This is a genomic window from Sphaerisporangium cinnabarinum, from assembly GCF_055567015.1.
Genome location: NZ_JBVHRG010000001.1, coordinates 354,837 through 371,151, shown reverse-complemented (window position 1 = coordinate 371,151; position 16,315 = coordinate 354,837). Strand labels below are relative to the sequence as shown.

Below are 16,315 nucleotides of genomic sequence, written 5' to 3'. Positions count from 1 at the left end.
TCGTCGGGGATTAGCGTTCTGACACGACCTGCCTATGATGTCAGCATGCCCAAGATCATCGGAGGGTCCCTCCACGAGCACCGCGCCCAGACCCGGCAGAAGCTCTTCGCGGCGCTCTCGACCCTCATGATGGACCGGGGCTTCGACGCCATCTCGCTCGCGGACATCGCCGCCGCCGCCGGGGTCGGCCGCACCGCGGTCTACAACCACTTCCCCGACAAGGAGGCCCTGCTCCTGGGGTTCATCACCCACGAGACGGAGCAGTACGTCGGGACGCTCGAGCGCGCGCTGGAGCACGTGGCCGACCCGGTCGAGCAGCTGCGCACCTACATCCGCCAGCAGGCGCAGCTCAAGCGCATCTTCCACCTGGCCCCGGGGCCGGACCTGCGCACCGTGCTCTCGCGGACCACGCGGCAGCGGCTGCGCGAGCACGCGGAGCTCGTCGAGGCGATCCTGCGCCGCATCGTCCGGTCGGGGATCGAGGCGGGCGAGTTCCCCGCGCAGGACATCGACACGACGGTCCAGCTCGTCAACGCGTGCCTGTCCGGACGCCTCGTGCCCGACGACCCCGTCGCGCGCGAGCAGGCGATCGAGGCGACCGAGGCGTTCGTGCTGCGCGCCGTCGGAGCTGACGCGACCTCGCCCGCGCTCGCGGGCTGACGCCTGGAGCGCGCCCTCCGGGGTCGGATGACGGACAGAGGATAGGCAAGCCTCACCTCCGTGGGCTACAGTTCCTGACGCATCGTCATGACACGGCGTCAGGACGTGCTGTCCCGCCCCGACGCACCCGCAGGAGCCATCCCGTGACTGCCCTCACCCACGACCTCCACCGCGCCGACGAGTCCGTCCCGCTGTCGCAGCGGCTGCGCGAGGGCACGCGCCCCGAGCACGAGCAGGCCGAGGGCTCCGGGTTCGTCGAGCGGCTCATGTCCGGCCGCCTCGACGTCGCCGCGTACGCCGACCTCGCCGCCCAGCAGTGGGCCATCTACGGCGCGCTCGAGGACGCGAGCGCCGCGATGCGCGCCGACGCCCAGGGCGCGAGCCTCGTGTTCGACGAGCTCACGCGCACCCCCGAGATCGAGAAGGACCTCACGTTCCTCGTGGGCGCCGACTGGGCCGAGCGCGTGACGATCCACCCCGCGACCGAGCGCTACGTCGCCCGCCTGCGCACGGTCGGCGGGTCGCTGCCGGCGTACGCCGCGCACGCCTACACGCGCTACCTCGGCGACCTCTCGGGCGGGCAGATCATCAAGCGGATGCTGGAGCGCCACTACGGGCTGTCGGGCGACGGCCTCGCCTTCTACACGTTCGTCGAGATCCCGAAGTCCAAGCCGTTCAAGGACGTCTACCGCGAGCGCCTCGACGCCCTGGTCCTCACACCGGAGCAGCTCGACGAGACCGTCGCCGAGGCCAAGCACGCCTTCCGCCTCAACAGCGACCTCTTCGCCGACCTCGGCGCGGCCCACCCGTAGCCCCTGGATCGGGCGCGCACCACCCCGGCTCCGTCGACCATGCGGTGGCGGCTCGTCTGACCCCGCCGACGGGCCAGAACCCCATGCTCGCCGGGTGGCGGGTGGGCAGGTGGCGGGTGGGCAGGCTCCGGGCGGGCAGCGGGCGACCGCGCGCGGCGTGAGGTGTGTTACCTCGTCGAGGGTCGAGAACCGCCTGCTGGTCAGGTTAGGCTCGTCTTACCTGAGCGAGGTGGCGGCCGTGGCCGGTCGCGCCTCCCGCGGACCGCTCCCTGGAGAACTCCCCATGCCCCACGCTGCCCGCCCTGCGCCGCACCCCGGCTCGTCGTCGAGCCGCCCGACGTCGCCCACGGGTGCGGCGGGTGCCGCGCCCCGCCGCGCACGCCGGACCGTGACCGCGCTGGCAGGGGCGGGCGCCGTCGTCCTGCTGGGCCTGGTCGCCGCGTGCTCGCCGCTCCCCTACGAGCCGCCCGCGACGCCGTCGGCCGAGGCGAGCCAGGACGCCGCGCCCGTCGAGGCGACCCCGGCCGAGACCCCGGGCACCGCCGCGCCCGCCTGCACGACGCTCGCGGAGTCGCGGGCCGCGGGCGGCGGCTCCGACGTCGACCCCGCGTCGTTCCCCACCGGTCCCACGAGCGCGACGTTCACCGACGACGCGATCCACCCGGTCGCCGAGGCGCCCGCCCCGCAGCTCCCGGTGACGGTCGAGTCGGTCGACGGGCGGCCGGTCGAGATCACCGACGTGAGCCGCATCATCCCCGTCGACCTGTACGGGACGCTCGGCGAGATCGTGTACAGCCTCGGGCTGGGCGCGAACGTCGTGGGCCGCGACCTGCCGACGGGCTTCCCCGAGGCCGCGGACGTCCCCGTCGTCACGGGCGCCGGCCACGCGCTCGACGTCGAGGCGATCCTCGGGCTCGACCCGTCCGTGATCCTCACCGACGCGACGATCCTCACCGACGACGTGCGCGGCCAGCTCGAGAGCTCGGGCATCCCCGTCGTGTACTTCGACGAGGCCCGCACGCTCGACGGCGTCGACGACCGGATCCGCGCGGTCGCGACCGCGCTGGGCGTGCCCGAGCAGGGCGAGGCGCTCGTCGAGCGCACGGACCGGCAGATCTGCGCGGCCCTGGCCGCGGTGCCGCAGGACACCGGGACGCCGCGCGTCGCGTTCCTCTACCTGCGCGGGTCGAACATCAAGATGCTCTTCGGGCCAGGCTCCGGAGCCGACGACCTGATCCGCGAGATCGGCGGCGAGGACGCCGGGACCGCGATCGGCCTCACGCAGCAGTACGCGCCGGTCACGAGCGAGGCGATCATCAGCGCCGCGCCCGACGCCTACCTCGTCATGACCGACGGGCTCGAGTCGATGGGCGGCCTCGACGCCATGATGGCGATCCCCGGCCTCGCGCAGACGCCCGCGGGCGAGGCACGCCGCGTCGTCGACATGGACGGCTCGCGCCTGCTCACGTTCGGCCCCCGCACCGGGTCCACGATCGCGTCGCTCGTCGAGGCCTTCTACGGCGTGCCCGCGCCGGAGCTCCCGGCGTCGTGAGCGCGCCCGCCACCCGCCCCCTCGGCACGCCCGAGGACGCGCCCGGTCCCGAGGGCGCGACCGTGCCCGACGGCGCCCGGCGCCCCGGCGGCCGGCCCGCCCGGGTGGGGCCCGCCGTCGGGCAGCAGCGCCGCCGCGCGGCCCGGTGGCTGATGGTCGGGCTGGGCGTGGCGCTCGCGGTGCTCACCGTCGTGTCCGGCATGACGGGCCAGGTGCCCGTGTCGCCCGCGGAGGTGCTCGGCTCGCTCGCGCACCACGTCGGGCTCGACTGGGGACCCATGCCGTCGCACCCGCAGGGCGAGAACGCGCTGTGGGTCGTGCGGTTCCCGCGCGTCGTCCTGGCGATCGTCGTGGGCGCGGCGCTCGCGTGCTCGGGCGCCCTCATGCAGGGCGTGTTCGGCAACCCGCTCGCCGAGCCGGGCGTCATCGGGGTGTCCTCGGGTGCGGCCGTCGGCGCGTGCGCGGTCATCGTCACCGCGGGCGCGCTCGTGCCCGGCACCTGGGTCGCCGCCGCGGCGTTCGTCGGTGGTCTCGTCACGACGTTCGTCGTCTACGCGCTCGCGCGCGCCGGCGGTCGCACCGAGGTCGTGACGCTCGTCCTCACGGGCATCGCGGTCAACGCGTTCGCGGGCGGGATGCTCGCGTTCTTCACGTTCGTCGCCGACCCGGCCGCGCGCGAGCAGATCGTCTTCTGGCAGCTCGGGTCGCTCGGCGGCGCGACGTGGCAGTCCGTCGCGGTCGTCCTGCCGATCTCCGTCGTCGGCGTCACCGGTGCGATGCTCGTGCGCCGCAGGATGGACCTGCTCGCGCTCGGCGAGCGCGCCGCCCAGCACCTCGGGGTCGACGTCGAGCGGCTGCGCCAGCTCGTCATCGTCCTCGTCGCGCTGCTCGTCTCCGCCGGGGTCGCGTTCACGGGGATCATCGCGTTCGTCGGTCTCGTCGTGCCGCACCTCGTGCGCATGGTCTGCGGGCCGAGCCACCGCACGCTCATCCCCGCGTCCGTGCTGGGCGGTGCCGTCGTGCTGCTCGCCGCCGACCTCCTCGCGCGCAGCGCCGTCGCGAACGTCGAGCTGCCGCTCGGCATGATCACGTCGCTCGTCGGCGGGCCGTTCTTCTTCTACCTGCTGCGCCGCACGCGCTCGCGCCAGGGAGGCTGGGCATGAGCGACCTGCGCCACGAGGGCTCGTCGTTCCTCGGCTCCCTGCGCACCGCCGTCACCGGTGCCCGACGGCGGTCCCGCCTCCCGGGGCGTGCCGCGCCCGGCGACGTGGTCACCGCCGCGCACGGCGTGTCCCTCACCCTGGGCGAGGCGCCGATCCTGCGCGACGTGTCGGTCGACGTGCGTGCGGGCGAGGTCCGCGCGCTGCTCGGCCCGAACGGTGCCGGGAAGTCGTCGCTGCTCGGCGTGCTCACCGGCGACCTGCGGCCCGAGGCCGGCGACGTCACCGTGGACGGGCGTCCGCTCGCCGCGTGGACCCCGACCGAGCTCGCCCTGCGCCGGTCGGTCATGCTCCAGCAGGTGTCGCTGAGCTTCCCGTTCACCGCCGTGGACGTCGTGCGCATGGGCCGCTCGCCGTGGCGCGGCACGCCGTCCGAGGACGAGGACGACGCCGCGGTCGCCGAGGCGCTCGCCGCGACCGACGTCGAGCACCTCGCCGACCGGCACTTCACCTCGCTGTCCGGCGGCGAGAAGGCCCGCGTCGCGCTCGCGCGCGTACTCGCGCAGCGCACCGCGCTCCTCATGCTCGACGAGCCGACCGCCGCGCTCGACCTCAAGCACCAGGAGCTCGTGCTCCAGCTCGCCCGGGCGCACGCCGCCGCGGGCGGTGCGGTGGTCGTCGTCGTGCACGACCTCTCGCTCGCGGCCGCGTACGCCGACCAGGTCACCGTCCTCGCGGGCGGGCGCGTCGTCGCCGACGGCGGGCCGCGCGACGTCCTCACCGCCGAGCTGCTGAGCGACGTCTACGACTACCCCGTCGAGGTCGTCGACCACCCGGGCGGCGGCGCGCCGATCGTCGTGCCGCGCCGCTGAGGACGACAGGGTCGGGAGCACGACATCCCCCACGCCTCTCCACGATGCGCAACCCGGGGGATCTTCTCTGCGCGGGGTCGAAGACCGTGGAGCACCGCCCGGCGAGAGGGTCCGGCCTAGCGACTCGCCCCGACGCCGCCGGGGAGCACCTCGTAGCGGTCGGGCACGGCCGTGAACGACCCGCGCCCGCCGGTGATCGAGCGCAGGTCGAGCACGTAGCGGGTCAGCTCGGCCTCGGGCACGAGCGCGTCGACGCGCACGCGGCCGTCGGGCAGGGAGTCGGTCGCGGTGATGTGGCCACGGCGCGCGGAGAGGTCGCCCATGACGTCGCCCTGCGCGTCGGGAGGGACGGTCACGGTCACCGCGGAGACGGGCTCGAGCACGACCGTCCCCGCCGTGGCGAGCGCCTCGCGCACCCCCACGCCGCCCGCGGTGCGGAACGCCATGTCGGACGAGTCGACGGAGTGCGCCTTGCCGTCGAGGACCTCGACGCGCAGGTCGACGACGGGGAAGCCGTGCGGCCCGCCGGCCTCCATCGCCTCGCGCGCGCCGCGCTCGACCGCGGGCAGGTACTGGCGCGGCACCGACCCGCCGACGACGGAGCTGACGAACGCGAACCCCTCGCCGCGCGCGAGCGGGGAGACGCGCAGCTGCACGACGGCGAACTGCCCGTGCCCGCCGGACTGCTTCTTCACGCGGCCTTCCGCCTCGACGGCGCGCGCGATCGTCTCGCGGTACGCGACCTGGACGGGCTCGGTCGTGACACGGACGCCGAAGGACCGTTCGAGCCGTTCGACCGCCACCGCGAGGTGCGCGTCCCCGAGGCCGCCGAGGACCGCCTGCGAGCCGGCGAGGTCGACGTGCAGCGTCGCGTCCTCGGCGCGCAGCCGCGCGAGCGCGGCGGACAGCTTGTCGTCGTCGGACTGCGACACGGGCCGCAGCGCGAGCGTGTACACCGGGGGCCGCGGTGGCAGGTCGCGCGCCGTGACGGGCATCCGGCGGCCCGCGAGGAGCGTGCCGGTCGACGCGGCGGAGACCTTCGCGACGGCGGCGACGTCGCCCGCGACGACACGGTCCACGGCCAGGTGCTCGCGACCGCGCAGCCGGAAGAGCCCGTGGACGCGGTCGTCGGCACCGGTGGCGGTGCTCACGAGCCGGTCCCCTGTCGCGACGGTCCCGGAGAGCACCTTGAACACGGACACCTGCCCGACGAACGGGTCGACGACCGTCCGGAAGACGTGGACGAGCGCGTCGCCCGCGGGGTCGGCCGCGACCTCGGACGTCACGACCTCGCCCGACCCCGCGTCGTCGGGCAGCACGACGACGGCCGGGCGGTCCGCGGGGGACGGCCCGAGCTCGCACACGAGGTCGAGGACCCGGTCCACCCCGACGCCGGTGACGGCGGACGCGAGCAGCACCGGCACGGCCTCGCCCGCCAGCACCTCGTGCGCGAGCGTGCGCTCCAGGTCGGCCGGGCCCGGTTCGTCGCCGCCGAGGTAGGCCTCGAGCTGGTCGTCGTCGTGCGTGACGATCTCCTCGACGACCTCGTCGTGCAGCGCGTGCTCCTCGTCGCGGACGTCGGCGGGGACCTCCTCGTCGTGCCCCTGCCAGGCCCCCTGCCCGCCGCCGTACTCGCGGGCGCGCTCGGTGAGGACGTCGGCCACGCCGTGCAGCGTCTGCTCCTCCCCGAGCGGGAGCTCGAGCGGCGCGAACGGCGCGTCGAACACGGCCCGGAGCGCGGCGAGGACGGTGCGAAAGCTGGCCCGCGCGCGGTCCTCCTGGGAGACGACGACGAGGCGGGGGATCCCCGCCTCGTCGCACCGCCGCCAGACCTCCTCCGTGCCCGACTGCACCCCGTCGACGGCGCTCACCACCACGACGGCGAGGTCCGCCACCGCGAGCGCCGCGTCCACGGACCCCGCGAAGTCGGGCGAGCCGGGCGTGTCGAGCAGCGTGACCTGGTAGGTCGTGCCGTCGGGCGCGCGCCAGTCGAGGTGCGCGACGCCGAGGCTCACGGAGATGCCGCGCGCGACCTCCTCGGGCTCGTGGTCGCACACGGTCGTGCCCTCCGCGACGGAGCCCGGGCGCGGGACGACGCCCGCCCGGTGGAGGAACGCCTCGGCGAGCGTGGTCTTGCCCGACCCGCTGTGCCCGACGAGGGCGACGTTGCGGGTCGTGGCCGGGCCGGTGGACGTCGACGTCGTGGCCATGGCTGCCTCCTGGCGGGCGGCGGGGCGCCGTGTCCCGCCGGGGTTCCAGGCTAGCCGCGATGTTCCAGACGAGGTTGACCAGCCGAGCGACCGGGCTGGATGCCGGGCGAGCTGGCGTGCGGGCGGTGGGGGCGGCATTCTTCGACGTCTGCGGCGGGAGCGAAGCGGTTCCTGGACAGCTCTAGCTCACCACCGGCGGCCTTCGTCCGGTGACGCGCCCACGTCGTCACGGCATCAGGACGAGATGACCTCCCTGGAAAGCGCACCTAGCCGGAGGTGTAGAAGCCTTCGACGTAGGACATGAACTCTTGCTGCTCAGCGCGGGTGAGCATGCCGGGTTCGAACCGTACGACGATCCAGTTGGACCGGCGAGCGTCCGGAAGCTGGTTGGACGCTGCTTCAGCGTCGTCCTGACTGTCGAACATCATGACGGTCGCCGTGTCTGCCTCGACAGCCCAGCGACAGGGGACGTCGTCCGTGCAGGTGTCGCTGGTCGCGTCGCGGGCGCCTGGCAGGAGGAACGGGTCCCCCTCCTCGTGGGGGAGAAACGTCGACTGGGGGATCTCGTCCCTGGTGTCCCAGATGGCCATGCCGAACGCGACAGCTGCCCCAGCAAGGACCGCGATCAGCGCACCTAGTGCGATCCAACGCCCTCGTGTCACCGGGTCTACCAGTTGCACTTGGGGCTGGCGGCGGACGCGAGCCAGTTGGACTTGTTGACACGAGCCTTCTCCAGGTCCCAGTGCAGACCGGCCAGCCAGACCGCGTACCCGAAGACGACGTGGCACTGATACTGCTGCTTCAGCGTCGCCTCGTCGTCAGCCTGGGGCCGCTTCTTCAGGAGCTCGGACCAACCGGCCGAGTGCAAGATCGCCTGCCCAGAGCCGGTGGTGTACCAGTACCAGCCCCAGCCGGAGAGCTTTGCGGAGATGACGACCTGTCCACCCCACGTGCCCTTGCGGTTGTAGCCGGTATAGCCGAACAGGTCGGCACCGAGCCAAGGGTCTGCGACAACGGGGTACGCCGCGCCGGAATCCTGATGGTCCACGACCTGGGTGATCGTCGAGCCATCGATCTCATACCACGTCGGCAGCGACGCCCCCTCTGCGTCGGTCGCCCACGGTGGGGTGAAGCCACCGAGGAACTCCCCGGTCGAGGAAGTGAACTGAACGCCGCCACCTTCTACGACCTCGGCTTGGGCGCCGTCCGGCAGGCTCACCTCATAGGGGAACCGCTCAGGACTCTGCGTTGACTCGATAATCGTGGTGACCTGGACCGATCCGTCACCCTTGACGACGGGCACGGTCAACGTCTCGTTGTCGTTCTGGTACGCGACGATGCCGTCAGCGATCGGCTGAGCATCCTGTGCACTGGCGGCGTGCGGGAGCCGGAGGGACAGGCTCTCACCGCTCTGCGACGTCAGGTCCACGGCGCCTTCGGGGTCCACCGGCACGGTGACGTCAGCGACCTCGGTGGAGACGTCCAGCGCGAGATCGCCGTGCCCCTGTGATGGCGCGGTAGCGACGTCCGTCAGGACGACGCCATCTGCCGTGCCGGCAGATGCCAGCACCGCCAGCACGTCCGCTGCCTCGTCGCTGTACGCAGCGACGACGGGCGCGAGCTCAGGCTCTTCGGCAACTGCAGCCGCCGTGACTCCGCCAACGAGCGCAAGACACAACGCGCCCGCGGTCGCGCCTGAAGAACGGATCGGTGAAACTGTCCCATTGCGCGCTCCTCCAGAGCTCTACGCACCCCCCTGGGTGACGACACCAGAACCTACACGGCGCGGAGCTCGGTACCGACGGCGCGCCGCGATACGGGCTGAGTCACCGGGACGTGCCCGGGAACTGGGCGCAGCGTATCGAGGCACGCCTCTGGCGGTTCGTGTCGAAGCCGGGTTCTTCGTGCTCGGCTCATGACGTCGCACGGGTCGCGCCCGGGCCGGAGGTCCCGGCCCGGGCCCGGGGCTACAGGTGGGCGTCCGCGTAGACGCGCAGGGCGTCGCGCACGAGCGTCGCGCCCTCGACGCCGCCGTAGCTCCTCGCGAACCGCTCGTCCGCGACGTACATCTCGCCGAGGCCGACGACGTACTCCTTGACCGGTGCCGCCCCGGCGCCCGGCGTGCCGGGGATGCCGCCGAGCCACGCGACGTGGCGGCGCGCGAGCCCCTGCGCCTCGTCGGACGTCGGGTCGACGCCCCGGGCGGCCGCCGCGGTCCAGTCCGCGCCGAGCGCACGCGTGCGGTCCTGCCAGGCGGCGCGCTCGTCGTCGGACATCCCGCGCCACCAGGTGTCGCTCCGGGCGTACGCGTCCTTCCCCCAGCGGGCCTCGACCTCGTCGCGGTGCTGCGTGTGGTCGAACCCGTCGAACATGTCGTCCGCCATGAGCTCGCCACCTCCTTCCATCGTGGTGATCGTCCGTTCGACCGACGCGATCTGCCGCGCCAGCCGCTGCCGCTCCGCCCGCAGCCACTCGAGGTGGCCGCGCAGCGCCCGCACCTGGGCCTCCCGCCGCGCGGTGCCCGACGGCGGCCCGTCACCCTGCCGGGCGGGCGGGCCGTCGAGCGCCTCACGGATCGCGGGGAGGCCGAGACCGAGGTCGCGCAGGAGCAGGATCCGCTGGAGCCGGACGAGCGCGTCGGCGTCGTAGTGGCGGTAGCCGTTCGCCGCGACCCGGCTCGGGGGCAGGAGCCCGACCGCGTCGTAGTGACGCAGCGTGCGGCTCGTCGTCCCGGCCAGGCGCGCGACCTCCTGGATGGACCAGTCGGCCGTGCGGGCGCCCGTCGTCCTCATCTCCTGCTCCTCCCGTGCGTCGGTGGTGCTCTCGTGCGGCACCGGAACCACGGTAGAAGTTGACGTCACGTCAAGGTCAACTGCTTCGAGCTCTGGGCGCTCCCGGTGGCGCTCGCGGGGACGGTCTCGGGGGCGTTCTCGGCCGCGCTGCTGGAGATGCTGGTGTGCGCCACGTGGTTCCACCCGGCGTCGCGCGACGTCGCGGCGAGGAAGCACGCCCGGACGAACGCCACCTGGAGGAACAGGTCGTAGAGCAGCTCGGGCAGCACGAGCACGGCGAGCAGCCGGCCCTTCGGCCCGTTCCGCCACACCGTGACCAGGCGTTCGAGCACCAGGACGCCGCCGACGGCGAGCCACACCGGGACCACCCGGAACGTGCCCGCGACGACGGTCAGCGCCGTGAGGACGAGGAGGCTCGCGAGCATCAGCGTGCTCAGCACGAGCATCGCCTGCTGCCCGACGTATCGGGCGGTGACCCGCGTGAACCCGTACGCGCGCAAGTTGTCGAGCATCCCCTTGTACCAGCGCACGCGCTGGCGGTGCAGGTCGCGGCACGTCGGCATGAGCTCCGTCGTGCAGGACATCCGCACCGGCGACGCGAGCTCGTACCCGAGCGTGCGCAGCGCGAGGGTGAGCTCGGAGTCCTCGGTGATGGCGCCGACGTCGTACACGTCGCCGCGCCGCCCCGGGAGCCGGTCCCCGCGCGCGGCGGCGACCGCCCGCAGCGCCTCGGTCCGCACGAGCGCGGCCGTGCCGGTGAGGACGGCCGTCCGCCCGGTCACGTCGATCTGCACGCCGTACCGCTCGTACTCGTCGGACTGCAGCTGCTCGAGCACCGAGCGCGGCGGTGTGCCGCGGAAGACGCCGCCGACGGCACCCAGCTCCGGGCGCCCGTCGAGCAGGGCGAGGCCGTCCTCGACGAACGTCGGGGCGATGGTCGTGTCCGCGTCGAGCACGAGGACGTTCTCGGCCTCCACCCCGCGCAGCGCCTGGTTCAGCGCCCCGGCCTTGCGGCCGGTGTTGCCCACCGTCTCGACGACGTCCGCACCCAGGCGACGCGCCACCTCGACGGTCCCGTCGGTGCTGCGGTCGGACACGACGACGACCCGGTCGGCCGGGCGCGTCTGCGCCCGGACCGACGCGAGCGTCGTCGGCAGGGCCGCGGCCTCGTCGTGTGCCGGGACGACGACCACCACCCGTGGGAGCGTCGCCGCGCTCATCGGTGCTCCGCGAGCCGCTTGCGCAGGACGCGCGCCGTCATGACGAGCGCGAGCCCCGCCACGACGAGCGTCCAGGCTCCCACCACGTAGAAGCCCGCGATCGCTCCCGTCGTCGCGAGCACGGTCCCTGCCTGAGTCGTACCGAGCTGGTACACGATCCACCTCCTGTCGTCGTCGGTGGTTCCACCGTCCGGCGCAGGGGCCGGTACCCATCCGGGCCCCGGGCGCGGTGGAGCACCGCCCGGGACGTCGGGTGAGCACGCGGGGACCGTGGACGAGTGCTCCGCCGTCGGCCGGTGGGTACACGACGACGCCCGGCCCCCGCGGCGTGCGGCGACCGGGCGTCAGTGGTGGCGCGTCAGGTGGTCGGTGCCTTCCCGCCGTCGGACGGGGCGGAGCCGGGGCCGTCGGACGGTGCCGGCGAGGGCGCGGAGGTCTGCTGCGCCGGGGCGGCGCGGCGCCGTCCGAGGACGAACCCGACCGCCCCGCCCACCAGCAGGGCTCCGGCTCCCGCAAGGAGCGCCGCGGCACCCGGCGGGTACGCACCCACGGGCACGAACGTGGTGTCGGACAGCGGCGCGTACGCGAACCAGCCGAACGACGTCGGGCGGCTCGCGACCCAGAGCGCGGCGAGCAGCAGACCCGTCCCCAGCACGACGAGCGCCACCAGGACGACGGCGGCGACGCGCGGACGATACGGACGGGGCGCGGGCTGCTCGGGGGCGGTCACGTCCGCCATCGTCCCGGGCGGCGACGCCGTCGGCAACCGTCTGCGGCGCTACTCCCCCACGGTCCCGTCGATCGCCTCGCGCAGCAGGTCGGCGTGGCCGTTGTGCCGCGCGTACTCCTCGACCAGGTGCACGAGGATCCAGCGCAGCGTCCAGCGCTCGCCCGTGTGCCGGTCGGCGCGCGCGCTCAGCCGGTCGAGGCCCCCGTCCCCGAGCGCCGCGTCGAGCACGGCGTCCGACGCCGCGACCGCCCGGTCGAACAGCATGCGCAGCTCCTCCGGCGAGTCGCCCGCGGCGGAGGTCCAGTCCCAGTCGCGGTCGTCGGCCCAGTCCGCCGTGTCGAACGGGGGGATGAGCGCCTCGCCGAGGAGCACCTGCGAGAACCACTGCGACTCGACGAACGCGAGGTGCTTGAGCAGCCCACCCAGCGTCATCGACGACGGCCGCAGCCGGTGCGCGAGCTCTGCGGCGTCGAGCCCGGCCGTCTTCCAGCGCAGCGTGTCGCGGTGGAAGTCGAGGAAGCCGCGCAGCGTGGTCACCTCGTCGGCGGCGACGGGCGGGTCGGTGCGGTGGTCGGTCACGGCGCCACCCTAGCGACCGCGCCCGGGCGCCCGCTCAGGGCAGCTCGGCCTCCCACGCGAGCCACTTGCGCCGCACCGCCGCCTCGACGTCGACGCCCTGGGACCGCGCGAGCAGGAGCAGGTGCGCCAGCACGTCGGCGACCTCGTCCGCGAGCGGCGACGCCGCGCCGTCGGGCACCATCTCGCCGTCGGGCGCCGAACCCTCCGGAGCCCCGCGGGGGCGGGTGCGCCCCGTCGCGACGAGGAACGCCTGGGTGAGCTCGCCGACCTCCTCGGTGAGCTTGAGCATGAACCAGTCCGGGTCGCGGTCGACGCCGAACTTGCGCGCGTACAGCGCCGACACCGCCTCGACGCGCTCGCCGAGCGCGGGCAGGGTGAGGGGCGCGTCGTCGTCCATCGCGCCAGTGAACCATCTGACGCCTCCGACCGTTCGGCACCCACGGCCCGCGTTCGGCAGCACGAGGTGCCGACCCGCGCGCGACGTACCGAACCCCGGCCTACCGCACGACGAGCGCGACGACGAGCAGCAGCACCGTCGCGACGATCTCCCCGATCCCGACGGCCTTCGGGCTCATCGGCCGTCCCGGCAGCACCGCCGCCCGCACGGTCGCGGCGGCGAGGAACGCCGTCGCCCACCACCACGTGGGGTCGTGCACGACGGCGACGACGCCCGCCGCGACGGCCACCACCGCGTGGTACGCGACCGAGGCGACGACGTACGACCGCACGCCGCGCTCGCGGATCATCGTCTTGACGTAGAGCACCGTGCCGAACAGGTACGCGAGGAGCAGCGCGGCGACCAGCCAGACGACGGCCGGGACGGCGAGCACGGACGCGCCCGCGGGCCGGCACGCGGTGTACGCGACGGCCGTCATGAGCGACGCCGCGACCGTCATGGCTCCGCCCGCGGCGACGGACCGCTCGGTGCGCTGCGCAGAGGCCCACAGCCCGAGCGCGAGGAACGGCACGAACGCGGGCGCCCAGGCCGCGAGCGCCGGGTCGAGCGCGAGCACGACCGCGCCGAGCACCGCGGCGAGCGCGCCGTAGGTGAGCATCGGGCGCCGGTAGCGCGGTCGGCGGCGCGACTTCAGCCACAGCCCGGCCGCGAAGTAGGCGAGGTACCCGACGAGCCAGAGCGCACCGAGCGCGAGGGCCACCGGGCGGAACCCGGCGTCCTGCACGCCGCGCACCGTGCCGACCACGAACGGCAGCAGGAGCATGGGCCACGCACCGTGCTGGTTCGGCACCCAGCCGGGCGGACGTCGGGCCACGCCACGAGGCTAGCGCCGCGTCGGCCCGTTCCGGCCGCGCGGAGTCCCCCGTCCGCGCGGCCGCACGTCCCGGTCCCCCGGGACCTTCGTCCTGACCTTCGACGGCGTCGCGCGGCGCGCCGCCGGCCGGCGTCACGCGCGGTCCCCGGACTAGATATGGTGGCGCAGCCGTGATTCACACCCCACATGTTGGGGTACGGTCCGTCGCGCAACCCCTGCGCCTCGGCGAGAACCCGGTGGGCAGAGGGGACGAGCGATGACCGCCATCGAGCTCGACCAGGCAGCACCGCACCGCACGACCGCCACGTTGGAGGTCCTCAAGCGCGACGGCCGGCGACGGCCGTTCGACGACGCCCGCATCCGCGCCGCCGTGACGAAGGCGTTCACGGAGGTGCACGGCGACCTCACGGCGACGCACCGGCACCGCGTGGCGGAGGTCGTCGACCGGGTCGACGCGGAGATCGCCGCGCGGTTCGACGCGACCGTGAAGATCTACGAGATCCAGGGCGTCGTCGAGCACGTGCTCCTGGAGTCGCACGAGTACGACGTCGCACGCGCCTACATCGACTACCGCGTGCAGCGCGACTTCGCGCGCAGCCGGGCGACGGACCTCAACCACTCGATCGTGCGGCTGCTGGACAAGGACTCCACGGTCGTCAACGAGAACGCGAACAAGGACAGCGAGGTCTTCAACACCCAGCGCGACCTCACGGCCGGGACGGTGGGCAAGGCGATCGGGCTGCGGATGCTCCCGCCGCACGTCGCGAACGCGCACCAGAAGGGCGACCTGCACTACCACGACCTCGACTACCACCCCTACGCGCCCATGACGAACTGCTGCCTCATCGACTTCCGGTCGATGCTGTCGAGCGGCTTCCGGATCGGGAACGCGCAGGTGGAGCCGCCCCGCTCGATCCAGACCGCGACGGCGCAGATCAGCCAGATCATCGCGAACGTGTCCTCCAGCCAGTACGGCGGGTGCTCGGTCAACCGCATCGACGAGCTCCTCGCCCCGTACGCCGAGCGCAACCTGGAGAAGCACCTCGCGGACGCGCGCCGCTGGGTCGCCGACGAGTCCGCGCACGAGGAGTACGCGCGCGAGAAGACGCGCAAGGACATCTACGACGCGATGCAGTCGCTGGAGTACGAGATCAACACCCTGTTCACGTCGAACGGGCAGACGCCGTTCACGTCGGTCGGGTTCGGGCTCGGCACGGGCTGGCTGGAGCGCGAGATCCAGCGCGCGATCCTCCAGATCCGCATCCGCGGGCTCGGCAGCGAGGGCCGCACGGCGATCTTCCCCAAGCTCATCTTCACGCTGCGCCGCGGGCTCAACCTCGACCCCGGCGACCCCAACCACGACCTCAAGCAGCTCGCGGTCGAGTGCGCGACGAAGCGCATGTACCCGGACGTGCTGTCGTACGACAAGATCGTCGACCTCACGGGCTCGTTCAAGGTCCCCATGGGCTGCCGGTCGTTCCTCCAGGGCTGGCAGGACGAGCACGGCGAGGACGTCTCCGAGGGCCGCATGAACCTCGGCGTCGTGACGCTCAACCTCCCGCGCATCGCGCTCGAGGCGGACGGCGACCTCGACGCGTTCTGGCGCCTGCTCGACGAGCGCCTGGAGACCGTGCACGACGCGCTCGTCTTCCGCATCGAGCGCTGCAAGGAGGCGACGCCGGGCAACGCGCCGATCCTCTACGTCCACGGGGCGTTCGGGGAGCGCCTCGCCCCGGGCGACGACGTCGACCGCCTCTTCCGCGACGGCCGCGCCACGGTGTCGCTCGGGTACATCGGGCTCTACGAGGTCGCCGCCGCGTTCTTCGGCGGCGCCTGGGAGCACGACCCGCGGGCCAAGGAGCTGACGCTCGACGTGCTGCGGTCCCTGCACGCGCACGCCGCCGGGTGGACGGCGCGGCTCGGCTACCGGATCAGCGTCTACGGCACGCCGAGCGAGAGCCTCACCGACCGGTTCTGCCGCCTCGACCGGGAGCGGTTCGGCGCGGTGCCCGACATCACCGACAAGGACTACTACACGAACAGCTTCCACTACGACGTCCGCAAGAGCCCGACGCCGTTCGAGAAGCTCGACTTCGAGGCCGAGTACGCGCGGTACACGTCGGGCGGGTTCATCCACTACTGCGAGTACCCCGTGCTACAGCAGAACCCGAGGGCGCTGGAGGCCGTGTGGGACTACGCGTACGACCGCGTGGGCTACCTCGGCACGAACACGCCCATCGACCGCTGCTACGCGTGCGGGTTCACGGGCGACTTCGACCCGACCGCGCGCGGCTTCGCGTGCCCGTCGTGCGGCAACGCCGACCCGCGCACGTGCGACGTCGTGAAGCGCACGTGCGGATACCTCGGCAACCCGCAGCAGCGCCCCATGGTGCACGGCCGCCACGCGGAGATCTCCGCGCGCGTGAAGCACCTGCCGGACCCGGCGTCGGCGTGACC

The 16,315-nt window shown here is 73.6% G+C and carries 16 protein-coding genes; 6 read left to right on the top strand and 10 right to left on the bottom strand.

The genetic code is table 11. The features are described from left to right. The first annotated feature begins 45 nt into the window (after window positions 1-45). From ACZ4MO_RS01645 to ACZ4MO_RS01625, 5 genes are all read left to right on the top strand, one after another. The gene (locus ACZ4MO_RS01645) at window positions 46-660 is read left to right on the top strand and encodes a TetR/AcrR family transcriptional regulator (protein WP_209828102.1); all 615 of its coding nucleotides are present in this window, start codon (window positions 46-48) and stop codon (window positions 658-660) included. Between the two features lie 143 nt (window positions 661-803). Then, window positions 804-1,472 (top strand): biliverdin-producing heme oxygenase, encoded by a 669-nt coding sequence (locus ACZ4MO_RS01640; protein WP_175007447.1) that lies wholly within the window; start codon window positions 804-806, stop codon window positions 1,470-1,472. Between the two features lie 283 nt (window positions 1,473-1,755). Continuing rightward, complete coding sequence (locus tag ACZ4MO_RS01635) at window positions 1,756-3,024, top strand: ABC transporter substrate-binding protein (RefSeq protein ID WP_175007446.1); 1,269 nt, start codon at window positions 1,756-1,758, stop codon at window positions 3,022-3,024. Then, a complete protein-coding gene (locus tag ACZ4MO_RS01630; protein ID WP_499278580.1) occupies window positions 3,021-4,187 on the top strand; it encodes a FecCD family ABC transporter permease in 1,167 nt (388 codons plus the stop codon). The genes ACZ4MO_RS01635 and ACZ4MO_RS01630 overlap by 4 nt, the downstream gene beginning before the upstream one ends. Further along, complete coding sequence (locus tag ACZ4MO_RS01625) at window positions 4,184-5,056, top strand: heme ABC transporter ATP-binding protein (RefSeq protein ID WP_175007445.1); 873 nt, start codon at window positions 4,184-4,186, stop codon at window positions 5,054-5,056. Before ACZ4MO_RS01630 ends, ACZ4MO_RS01625 begins: the two co-directional genes overlap by 4 nt. A 116-nt stretch (window positions 5,057-5,172) precedes the next feature. Here ACZ4MO_RS01625 and ACZ4MO_RS01620 read toward each other — a convergent pair whose 3' ends face one another. The 10 genes from ACZ4MO_RS01620 to ACZ4MO_RS01575 form a co-directional block, all read right to left on the bottom strand. Beyond that, a complete protein-coding gene (locus ACZ4MO_RS01620) occupies window positions 5,173-7,266 on the bottom strand; it encodes an elongation factor G (RefSeq protein ID WP_175007444.1) in 2,094 nt (697 codons plus the stop codon). 266 nt (window positions 7,267-7,532) lie between these two features. Then, a complete protein-coding gene (locus ACZ4MO_RS01615) occupies window positions 7,533-7,856 on the bottom strand; it encodes a hypothetical protein (protein WP_175007443.1) in 324 nt (107 codons plus the stop codon). Window positions 7,857-7,933: 77 nt separating this feature from the next. Then, window positions 7,934-8,845 carry a DUF2599 domain-containing protein gene (locus ACZ4MO_RS01610; RefSeq protein WP_186810311.1) on the bottom strand — a complete coding sequence of 304 codons (912 nt, stop codon included), beginning with the start codon at window positions 8,843-8,845 and terminating at the stop codon, window positions 7,934-7,936. A gap of 388 nt (window positions 8,846-9,233) precedes the next feature. Beyond that, window positions 9,234-10,058: a TipAS antibiotic-recognition domain-containing protein gene (locus ACZ4MO_RS01605; protein ID WP_175007762.1), complete on the bottom strand. Its 825-nt coding sequence runs from the start codon at window positions 10,056-10,058 to the stop codon at window positions 9,234-9,236. A 65-nt stretch (window positions 10,059-10,123) separates the two neighbouring features. Further along, complete coding sequence (locus ACZ4MO_RS01600; protein WP_186810310.1) at window positions 10,124-11,278, bottom strand: glycosyltransferase; 1,155 nt, start codon at window positions 11,276-11,278, stop codon at window positions 10,124-10,126. Beyond that, entirely contained in the window at window positions 11,275-11,433 is a 159-nt protein-coding gene (locus ACZ4MO_RS01595) for a hypothetical protein (RefSeq protein WP_009861736.1), read from the bottom strand. The genes ACZ4MO_RS01600 and ACZ4MO_RS01595 overlap by 4 nt, the downstream gene beginning before the upstream one ends. 203 nt (window positions 11,434-11,636) lie before the next feature. Beyond that, window positions 11,637-12,008, bottom strand: a complete 372-nt coding sequence (locus ACZ4MO_RS01590) for a hypothetical protein (protein ID WP_114553001.1) — start codon at window positions 12,006-12,008, stop codon at window positions 11,637-11,639. 48 nt (window positions 12,009-12,056) lie between these two features. After that, the gene (locus ACZ4MO_RS01585) at window positions 12,057-12,587 is read right to left on the bottom strand and encodes a mycothiol transferase (protein ID WP_175007441.1); all 531 of its coding nucleotides are present in this window, start codon (window positions 12,585-12,587) and stop codon (window positions 12,057-12,059) included. A gap of 34 nt (window positions 12,588-12,621) precedes the next feature. After that, window positions 12,622-12,984: a MazG nucleotide pyrophosphohydrolase domain-containing protein gene (locus ACZ4MO_RS01580; RefSeq protein WP_114552999.1), complete on the bottom strand. Its 363-nt coding sequence runs from the start codon at window positions 12,982-12,984 to the stop codon at window positions 12,622-12,624. Between the two features lie 100 nt (window positions 12,985-13,084). After that, window positions 13,085-13,858, bottom strand: a complete 774-nt coding sequence (locus ACZ4MO_RS01575; RefSeq protein ID WP_175007440.1) for a YwiC-like family protein — start codon at window positions 13,856-13,858, stop codon at window positions 13,085-13,087. Window positions 13,859-14,114: 256 nt separating this feature from the next. On the opposite strand from ACZ4MO_RS01575, the gene nrdD reads away from it, so the two are divergent. Continuing rightward, window positions 14,115-16,313: an anaerobic ribonucleoside-triphosphate reductase gene (nrdD, locus tag ACZ4MO_RS01570; protein ID WP_175007439.1), complete on the top strand. Its 2,199-nt coding sequence runs from the start codon at window positions 14,115-14,117 to the stop codon at window positions 16,311-16,313. Window positions 16,314-16,315: the final 2 nt, after the last annotated feature.